Origin of the sequence: Clostridium sp. ZBS15 (genome assembly GCF_023845705.1) — a bacterium.
Taxonomy (GTDB): Bacteria; Bacillota; Clostridia; order Clostridiales; family Clostridiaceae; genus Clostridium; species Clostridium aquiflavi.
In genome coordinates this window covers 1-343 of sequence record NZ_JAMQHY010000135.1, presented here as the reverse complement: position 1 = coordinate 343, position 343 = coordinate 1, and the positions used below count along the sequence as shown (strand labels likewise).

General features: G+C 17.8%; 1 protein-coding gene. It reads right to left on the bottom strand.

The window, feature by feature from the left end; all coding sequences use genetic code 11:
- Positions 1-112: 112 nt before the first annotated feature.
- Positions 113-343, bottom strand: a 231-nt coding sequence (locus tag NG904_RS17720) for a hypothetical protein (protein WP_252232874.1), incomplete at its 5' end; no start/stop codon positions are given.

Below are 343 nucleotides of genomic sequence, written 5' to 3'. Positions count from 1 at the left end.
TTTCCTTTATTTTTTTTTTTTTTTTTTTTTTTCTTTTTTTATTTCTTTTATTTTTCTTTTTCTTTTTTTCTTTTTTTTTTTTTTTTTTTTTTTTTTTTTTTCTTTTTTTTTTTCACTTTTTTTTTCTTTTTCTCTTCTTTCTTTTTTTTTTTCCCTCTTTTTTTCTTTGTTTTCCTTTTTTTCTTTCTTTTTTCCTTTCTCTCTCTTTTTCCTTCTTTTTTCTTTTTTCTTTCTTCTCTTCTTTCTTTTCTTCTTTTCTTTTTTCTTTTTCTTCTATCTTCTCTTTTTCTTCTTCTTCTTCTTTTTTTCTTTTTTTGTCTTTCTTTCTCTTTTTTTTTTTAAT